1 protein-coding gene is annotated in these 440 nt (G+C 64.8%); it reads left to right on the top strand.

Going from position 1 to position 440, the window contains the following annotated elements:
- Window positions 1-252: 252 nt before the first annotated feature.
- Window positions 253-440, top strand: a 188-nt coding sequence (locus G3I71_RS47795) for an RtcB family protein (protein ID WP_164325224.1), incomplete at its 3' end; no start/stop codon positions are given.

Raw genomic sequence — 440 nt, 5'->3', positions numbered from 1 at the left:
CCGTCACGGCGGCCGCCATCGCGGTGAGCATCGCGATGCCCGGGAGGACCCGCCGACGTACCGTCTTGCGCTCCACGTCCACTGGCTCCCTGGCTCCCTGGGGAAAATGCGTTGCCGCGACTTGGGCGCGGATGGACACAATGTCTATCGCAAAGGCTGGTGCCGGCGCCGGTCCCCTGACTGTTTTGGGGTGATGGGCGCCGCTTTTTGCGTATTCCTAATTTTCTGTGGTTTCCGGGGGGTTGACGCCGTATGTCGTACGTAGAGGTTTCGGGAGGAAAGGTCCCGATCCGCATGTGGACGGATCCGACGTCGGTCGAGGACAGCGCGATGCGCCAACTCCACAACACCGCCGGCCTCCCGTGGATCAAGGGCCTGGCCGTCATGCCGGACGTCCACTACGGCAAGGGCGCCACGGTCGGCTCGGTCATCGCCATGAA

This window comes from Streptomyces sp. SID12501 (genome assembly GCF_010550245.1).
Taxonomy (GTDB): Bacteria; Actinomycetota; Actinomycetes; order Streptomycetales; family Streptomycetaceae; genus Streptomyces.
The sequence above is the reverse complement of the archived record's forward strand: the minus strand, read 5'-3'. Positions and strand labels throughout refer to the sequence as shown.